Here is an 8,100-nt window from a genome sequence, read left to right on the forward strand (position 1 = left end):
CTGTGGCAGTTCCCCGTCAAGTCTGCGTGTTGAACTCTTTCTGGCTAGCGAGGTGGTCGTGCAGGGCAGCGTGGCGGAACTGATAGACCGGGCCGACGGCACGCAGCAGCCCCAGGCGGTGGGCGTCGTCGAGGAAGTCCATAAATCGCCAGGGAAGCTGGTGTTCGAGGGCCAGCCGGGAGACCGCAATAGCGCAGACCAGCCAGGCCTGATGGGGCCCTACCACGCGCCCAACCGCGAGCCCGGCCATGAGCCCAGCCCAGATCCCGGTGCTGACCCCGAGCCCGGCCGTGCTCCCGATCACGAACGCGAACAGGGGCCCGAGCACAAAGAGCATTCCAAGAAGAGTGAGCGCTCTGTCGGCTTGCCAACTGGAGCGGGATGTGATGGTCGATGTGGGCGTGGGTTGTTCCGCCCAGAGCAGGAACGGGAACACCGGCGTGTTCCAGCGCATGTGTATGCCCCAGAGCTGGAGCAAGGTCTCGAGGCCCACGAGGTTGCTTTTGATCGAGCGGAGGAGAAGGAGTGTTCGTCCGCGCAGGTGGAGGTCGGCGTAGCCGGGTGTTTCGTTAGTCCAAGATATGGCGAGCGCGAGCCCGACGATGAGCCCGCCCCCGAGCCCGGTCGTGAGCCCAGCCGCGAGCCCGGTCGTGAGCCCGGCTAGCACGGCATCGAGCCCGCCTGTGAGCACGTTTGTGAGCACGTTTGTGAGCACGGCCCCGAGCCCGACCGCGAGCCCGACCGTGAGCCCGACTGTTGATCGGATGTGAGGGGTGGTGCGGGCGATGTGCCACCAGGCGATGTCGCCGGTGGCGGCCAGAGGGAAGGCACGAGCCAGGTAGGTCAGGTAGCGGCGGGTGGCGTCGGGGTCGAGCCGGTGGCGGGGTCGGAAGTGGTCGGCGCGGTTGGTGCTGGGCGGGCGAGCCTGGATCAGGGAGGGGATGAGCAGGTCGAGTAGGTGGGCGCGCAGCGCGTCGACGTCGCTGCCCAGAGGGCCGGTCAGGGGACCGGGGTCGATGCCGGGGGCGAGATAGACGGTGCGGATCAGCCACAGACCCAGCGGGGTGGCGGCCAGCCGGGTCAAGCCGGGGACGCTGCGGAAGCGCAGGGCGGTCAATACCTGTGTCCAGGCCTCGGTCGGGGAGGCGGGCAGGCAGGCGGTCAGGTAGTCCGCGGCGGCCTGCGGGGTGACGGGTTTCGGGACGATGACCGCCGCGGCGGTCAGCGGGCGGCCGGCCTCGTGGATGGCGGTGGTGAACTCGACGCGGCGGCTGGTGAGGATGAGCTGGTCGCGGGCGGTCAGCGAGGCGTTGAGCGCGGCGATCACCTGGGCGCGCGCGGGTGCGGGGATTTCGTCCAGGCCGTCCAGGACGGGCAGAATGTGGCCGCCGTCGGCCAGCGCGGCGGCGCCGGCACCGAGCTGCGGGCCGGCCAGCGCCGGGTAGTCCTGGGCCAGGCGGACGGTGAGCCAGTCCTGCAGCCGGGGATGGGTTCTGGTGTCCCAGCCGGAGACCGGCAGCAGCACCGGCACCGGCAGGATCTCGCTTCCGGAGGCGCTGGTCTGGTCGGCCGTGCGGGTGGATAGCAGCTGCAGCAGCAGCTGGATCGCCAGGGTGGTCTTGCCCGTGCCCGCGCCGCCGGCGATGACCAGCCGCTGCCGGGTCAGGGCGCGAAAGTCGCGCGCGAGGGCAGCGATGTTGTCGCTGCTGCCGGCGAAGGTGAATGCGGTCGTGGTGCTGATCAGCCGAGGGGTGTTCATCACTGCCTCGTTGGCGGTGAGTTGCCAGCGGACCGGGATGGGTTCGGGGTCGTCGAGTAGCCGGTGGCGGGCCTCGTTCTGCCATTGCCGGCGCACCAGATCGGCCAGCACATCGGCGGCTCTCGTCACATCGACGGGCCTGCTGGCGGCGGTGTTGCGGCGCTTGGCCCACGTCACGACGGCGGGCGCGGCCGCCGCTGCGGCGATCGCGACCGCAGCCAGATCAGCCACATTGACCTTGTCGGCCCGATCCAGCGCGTGCCACACCAACACCACCGTCGCGGCCAGCGCGACGATGGACAGCAGAGCGGTCGGATTCCACCAGCGGATGGGGCGTCGGTTCACCTTGACATGTTTGCCGCTGCCCAGTATCGGCGGCATGCATTACGGCCCCTCTCGGCGCCGAATCGTGACTCATCGACAGCTGGCGGCGATCATTACTGACACCCTCTCAGCGCCGATGGTGGAGCGGAGTGACGTTCGGTTCGGGCGACTCCAGCTGCGCTCGCAGTTCCTCGTTCTCGAGGGTGAGCTGGTGGACGACCCGGACCAAGGCCGGGACGTCCTGCCTGATCTGAGCGAGTTCCTTGTTCTTGTTCGCGATCGTCTTCTTCAGCTTCTTGATCGTCTCCCGCAGTCGCACCTCAACGTCAGGGGTCGCGCCGCGGGCTTGGACGCGCTCATAGAACTCGTTCCGCAGGTCGGTGTGGCGCTGCGTGAGCGCGTTGCGGGGGACGTCGGCTTCCTGGGCGAGCGCGACGATGGTGAGCGCGCCGGTGGAGTTCTCAGGGGCGCCGGCCAGGATGCGGTCCATGGCGGCGCGGATGCGCTCGCGTTCGTCGAGAGCGGGGCTCATGCGGACGGCTCTTCCTGGAGGGTGATGCGGTTGCGGTCGTGAGCGTCGGCCAGGTCGCGGAGCTTGCCGGCGCGGCCGCGCAACCGGTCGCCGACCGGCTGAGGAGCATGCGCGGCCCGCTTGTCGAGGACGTCGGCGCGGGCGCGCAGCCCAGCGGCGTGCCGGTCGGTGCGCACGATGTTCCCGCAGCCGGGAACGCAATGGTCGAGGCTGGGAGTGTCTTTCACGCCGTCGCGGTGGCAGAGCGCCTGCGCCCGTTTGTAATGGCAGAGCACGAACGCCTGCGAGTTGTCATAAATCATCACGTCTTCGTTGGCGATCAGCTTCCGGGCAGTGGCTGCGTTGGTGATCGTGCCTTCGAAGACGATGGCGCGGCTGGCGGCCTTGATGACGCGCCGCGCCGCTGGCCCGGAGAGGCCCTCCCCAGCCTCCATGCCGTCTTTCAGATCGGCGACGGTGTCGGCCACCGCTCGGACGGTCTCCACGTCGATGAGCTCGTGAATGCCGCCCCGGCTGCGGGAGGCGTAATTCTCGGAAACAAGCGTGCGCAAGTGTCCATATTGGATGGCGAGCGCGACGAGACCGTTCGGCCGACGGGCGATGTGCCAGGCCAGCGACCTGCGGAACCGTGCGGTTCCGACGTTGCCGTGTGGGTCGGGCGGGATCAGCTGATCACTGAGCTTCCGGGCGTTCGCTTCCGCGTTCGCCCAGGCGATGAATGCTTCGATGCGGGTGTTGAGCGGCCCGGTTTTGAGGGAGCCTGTGCCCGGTCGACTCGCGTGCAGGTCGTGGGCGTTATGGTCGAACAACAGGCAACCGTCGGGAACTATGCGTTCCAGGACTCGGATGGCGTTGACGACGGGGGTGATCGCAACCCAGGGGACGTCGCGCTCCGTCCCGGCAGAACGGTGATTGCCGTGTTCGTCGATGGAGTGCTTGTATTCGTGGCCGCGGATCAGGTGCCGTCCGAAGCTGCCGTGCCCGTCGGGCTCAGGATCGGGGCAGCATCCGGTCCGTAGGCCAAGAACCTCTCCTGGGCGCATACCGGTCAAATAGGCACAAACCACGAATGCGGCTGTTCCCAGGTGCCGCATCAAGGCGGCGGCCTCGTTAAAATCGAGCGCATTCCGCCACGGAGCTCCGGCGAGCTGGCCGGTCACCGGGACGTTCAGTGGGCAAGGTCCCGGCTGCCTGGCCGCAACGGCTCTCAAATTCTTCTGTTCGGAGTACTTCTGGATTTGCGAATCAGAGGCGCCGGTCATGCCGCCCACGTAGGAGCGAGCCAAGGCTATGCGGCCCTGGTTCGTGGTGGTTGGAAGCGCAGCCATGTCAGTGATCAGCGGGTCGAGGTAGGCGTGCAGGGCCGCTTTCCCCGCAGGGATGGTGGGGTTAGTGCGGGCGACCGCCTTCAGCCGCTGTGTCTCGGCCCAGGCGGCAAGGATGTCGTTGGCGAGGTCATCGACCATCCGCATCGCCCAGACCAGCAGCGGTCCCATGGTCTCGGCCGCCACCGGCTCGGTCGTGTTCTCCCCGCGGCTGGACGAGGTCGCGGCAGGCAGGTAGTCATCGACCCCGTGTTCGTCCCAGGGCGGCCGTCCGATCCCAGCCGGGCGGGCGCTGAGCTCGTCGAACGCCCACAGACGCGTCATGGCCGACAAGATTGAAGAGGTGTACTCCCGGCCGCGGCCTTGTCCTCTCAAGTGCAGGCCGTAGTCGTGCAGAACGCTGCTGTCGCACGCGCCCAGACTGGCGATGCCGCGAGAGACCAGCCACCGAGCCAGGTGAATCCACTGCCGTATCGTCTCCGCCAACCCGTCCAGGCTCAGGCGGCCTCGCATACGAGCTCCGCGGTCGGTCAGGAACGTGGGCCGGAGCGTGCCGTTGATCATGGTCCAGGCGACCAGCCGTAGCTCGTCCCGAAACGCAACGGGGCAGGTACTCCAGTGCACTGCGAGTTTGTTCGTACTGGGATTTGCCGTCAGCGCGGCCAGCGGCCAGATTGCCGCACCGTAGCGGTCGTTGAGGTGGATGTGCTCGGCGGTCACCAGGTGCGGTAAGACGATCGGGGTATCAGGGGTGGGCAGCTGCAGCCGGTAAGGGTCAAGGGCGGGGGCGACGGTCATGCGTCAAGCTCTCCGTTCAGCAGATCGGCGATGAGGACGCAGTCTGTATCGGTGACGCCAGCCAGAGCCCGGTGCCAGATTCCGTCGCCGAGCTTGGCCTTAAGGTCCTCCAGGCGTGTGTGCGTGTCGCCCCAGTCCCGCCCCCACGTCGTCGGCGCTAGGACCGAGCGCATGTTCGACAGCGCCTGGTGGAAATGAGCAAGGCGGCTGTGATGGCCTGGGTGAACACGGGCGTTCTTGCAGCCCAGACACATCAGGAACGACGCGCCGCAGCCGCCGCCGGGTGTTGGGTAGGGGCCGTTGTCGTAGTCGTGGCAGTCGGCGGTCGCGGTCTCGACGTCCCCGTCCTGCGGTCCGTCACGAAGTTCAGCGACCAGGACCACCGCCCGTGCCCGGTCGGCAGCGTCCTCCGCGCCGGCGGCGATCACCTCAACAGCCTCGGCCTGAACCCGCTTGTCGACCAGGACATAATGGCGGTCGTGGGTGTCCTGACTGTTCTGGCCCGGCTGTCGCCGGTCGAGCGCGTTAACGGTCCGGCGTCCTCGGAGGAACGGCGAACTGGACAAGCCTTGCGACCGTGCCCACCTCGTCGCGTTCTCCGTGTGGACGCCGAAGTGGAAAGGGCCGATTGGAGGAAGACGGTCCATATTCTGATGCCGCCGACCGGCTGTGATGGCATGCCAGACGATCAGACGATCGGTTCCAGGGGCGAGCTTCGACACTAGGGCGCGGGCAAATCGAGTTGCCGCCAGCGCCTGGGTAATCAGACGACCGGCTGAGGCGGCACCGTCATCGGTGACGTTCCGGGTCTCGTAGGAGTAGCCGCGGCCTCGGCGATACTTCTCCAACGGGATCCGGTAGGTGGGGTGCCCATCCTCGCCAGGGTCCGGCAAGGCTCGTGGAACTTCTGCCCGGTCGAGCACCGACAGATTCCAGCCGTACTCGGCCATCAACAGAACTCCCAGCGCCGCTGCCTCATGGCTGGACAGGAACAGCCGCTGGCCCGACTTGGCACTCGACGCGCCCAGCGCCTTGCGATACTTCTTTGCCATGCTGTGCTGACCGCTTGGGCCGACCGTGTGTGGGAATCGGCCGGTGCGGGCCAGCCAATCCAGACCCTCCCCGAGCACCCAGTCCCGACTGTCCTCGACCCACTCGCCCCGCTGCCACCGCTCCAGATGCTGGGCGTTGTCCTCGATCCGCAGCAGGGCCGACCGGAATGTCCGCTGGGCAGCGACCTTGATTTTCTCGAACTCGGCCTCGGAGTAGGACTGCGTGGTGCTCTTCGGTCGCCGCACCCGTGTCGCCAACTCATCGGCGACGAGCCCGGTCCGCAGCCGCCGATCGTCCCGGAGCAGGCTCGCCATCCGGGTGATCCTTGAGTAACCGACGGTGGAGCCGGTCTGACTGGTGCGCCACCGCTTCAGCGTCGCGGCGGTGAGCTCGTCCAGATCGTTCGGGGGCTGGTCTTGCTGCGACAAGAACGTCGCGAAGATCACCAAGTCCTCCCAGAGACCCTGGGACGACTTGTGCGAGCCCCACCGATGGACACATCTGGCGGCGAACAAGGCGCTGAGCGAGCGCTGCAGCGGCTCGGGAACCGGAAGCTCGGAGAAGTTGTAGTCCTTGATCTGGTTGCGCCGGTTGGTGTGGTGAACGATCAGGCCGTCCGGAGTCAGCACCGGTGGCCGGGCATGATCGGCCGGGGGAAGTGACGCCTTGCGCCCGCGCCCGCTCACGCCTACCCGTCCCGGGGCTGAAGCCGGTCGTCGATGTCTTGGATGCCGTCCGACTCAGTCGCGATCCGGGCGAACACCGCGTCCAGCTCAGCCATTGGCGCCGGCTCCGGCTTGTCATCCTTGGCGGCGGCGAGCATCGATCGCAGCCGCAGGTCGGCGACCGGGGTGAGGTAGTGGTTGATCGTCGTTTCCCGGGATGAGTGACCCAGCAAATGCTGGACCATCATCCACGGGTCGCCGTAAAGCATCCGGTAGTCTCGCCGCTCCTCCGGCGTCAGCCCGTAGCGCTGGTCCATCAGCGCGTCCAGCACGACCAGCATGTAGAGGGCGAAGGAATGCCTTGCCGAGTGCACCGTCGCGTAAGGGGCCCAGATCTTGTGCGGGTCCACGCGCAGATGCTCGGGCGGAGTGAGCACCGCCTCGCAGCGCTTGTTGGCAGTGTGGAACACCCCGTTCCAGGAGTGCGGGTGGAACGGCAGGCCCTGCTCGTTCAGCCATAACCACAACGGTTCCGGCCCGTGCGGGCCGTCGGTGAACAGCATCGCCCGCTCGGTGATAGGCAAGAGGTTCAGCAGATGCTGACCGGGGATACCGTCTCGATCGACCCAGTGCACTTCCGGGTTCAGCCCGCGGGTGACCTCGGTGACGAGGCGAAGCTCGGGCAGCCGCTCATAAACGCCTTGCCGCTGAGCACGGCGCACCGCCCAGGCCCGTGAGGAATCCACGTAGGCCTCGACGTCCCCGATCGCTTCGGAGGCGACGTAGAACGTCCGCGGCTTCTTCGACCGGGTCACCGCAGCGGCGATCTTGCCGCGGTAGTACCGGCCGCCGTCCAGCCGCCGCGCGGGAACCTCGAACGTCAGCAACGACCCGCCCTCGCTGCGGCGCAGCCCGGAGGACACCAGCAGGCGGACGAAGGCCACGTTCCGGTCCTCCGTCCGGCCCACCCAGCCCGACTCCGGGACGCCGTCCTTGGTGTGGCCGCGCAGCCCGATGTTGATCCACCGCCGCCAGGTTCGCGGGGTCAGATAGTGCACATTGCTCGCCCTGGCGTCCTTCGCCCGCGCCTCCGGCACGGTCAGCACTTGCCCGTAGCGGCCCATCACCTGCTTGGTCGCCACCGGGTTGTGCGTCATCACCTTGTACTTGACGGCCCACTTGAACAGGTGCATGAACGCCGCCAGCTCGCGATCCCACTTGGTGCCGCCGATCCTCCGCCGGTTCGACTCCTCCTCCCGCCGCCAGTGCTCAAAGTCCTCCAAATCCTGCTCCCGCGCCTCCGTCCAGTCACGGCCGCGTCTCCACAGGAAGTCCAGCAGCAGGCCGATGTCCGTCGCATAGTTCCGCCGTGTCTCTGCCGTACGAGACCGGAACTCCCTCGACCGCGCGTACGCGCTCAAGTGCGGATCCACCTGGTAATCCGGCGACAAGAAGATCAGATCCCCGGCCCGGACACCCACCTCCCGCTCCCTCACCGGCAGGTCCTCCCACCCCGCCAGAACCGACCGCCGAACACCACTCCGAACCGCGTCTCGGGGCACCCAGAACTTGCGCCAGCCCGCCACATCAGCCCCTCTACTGAACCGGAACAACACGCCTATTCAATAGGGAATGGCAGACCGG

At 67.5% G+C, this 8,100-nt stretch carries 5 protein-coding genes; all 5 read right to left on the reverse strand.

From position 1 onward, the window contains the following. Positions 1–16 precede the first annotated feature (16 nt). Positions 17–2,140: a hypothetical protein gene (locus ACWDRB_RS67405; RefSeq protein ID WP_449912750.1), complete on the reverse strand. Its 2,124-nt coding sequence runs from the start codon at positions 2,138–2,140 to the stop codon at positions 17–19. Between the two features lie 70 nt (positions 2,141–2,210). Then, on the reverse strand, positions 2,211–2,615 hold the full coding sequence (locus tag ACWDRB_RS67410; RefSeq protein WP_449912751.1) for a hypothetical protein: 405 nt from the start codon (positions 2,613–2,615) through the stop codon (positions 2,211–2,213). Then, positions 2,612–4,738 (reverse strand): hypothetical protein, encoded by a 2,127-nt coding sequence (locus ACWDRB_RS67415; protein ID WP_449912752.1) that lies wholly within the window; start codon positions 4,736–4,738, stop codon positions 2,612–2,614. Before ACWDRB_RS67415 ends, ACWDRB_RS67410 begins: the two co-directional genes overlap by 4 nt. Beyond that, positions 4,735–6,420 carry a hypothetical protein gene (locus tag ACWDRB_RS67420; protein WP_449912754.1) on the reverse strand — a complete coding sequence of 562 codons (1,686 nt, stop codon included), beginning with the start codon at positions 6,418–6,420 and terminating at the stop codon, positions 4,735–4,737. The genes ACWDRB_RS67415 and ACWDRB_RS67420 overlap by 4 nt, the downstream gene beginning before the upstream one ends. A gap of 59 nt (positions 6,421–6,479) precedes the next feature. Beyond that, positions 6,480–7,952 (reverse strand): site-specific integrase, encoded by a 1,473-nt coding sequence (locus ACWDRB_RS67425; RefSeq protein ID WP_449912756.1) that lies wholly within the window; start codon positions 7,950–7,952, stop codon positions 6,480–6,482. Positions 7,953–8,100 lie beyond the last annotated feature (148 nt).

The organism is Nonomuraea sp. NPDC003707, assembly GCF_053587055.1.

Bases quoted from the DNA above. Each gene is read 5' to 3' on its own strand.
- ACWDRB_RS67405 (WP_449912750.1), bottom strand. From the start codon at position 2,140: ATGCCGCCGATACTGGGCAGCGGCAAACATGTCAAGGTGAACCGACGC.
- ACWDRB_RS67415 (WP_449912752.1), bottom strand. From the start codon at position 4,738: ATGACCGTCGCCCCCGCCCTTGACCCTTACCGGCTGCAGCTGCCCACC.
- ACWDRB_RS67410 (WP_449912751.1), bottom strand. From the start codon at position 2,615: ATGAGCCCCGCTCTCGACGAACGCGAGCGCATCCGCGCCGCCATGGAC.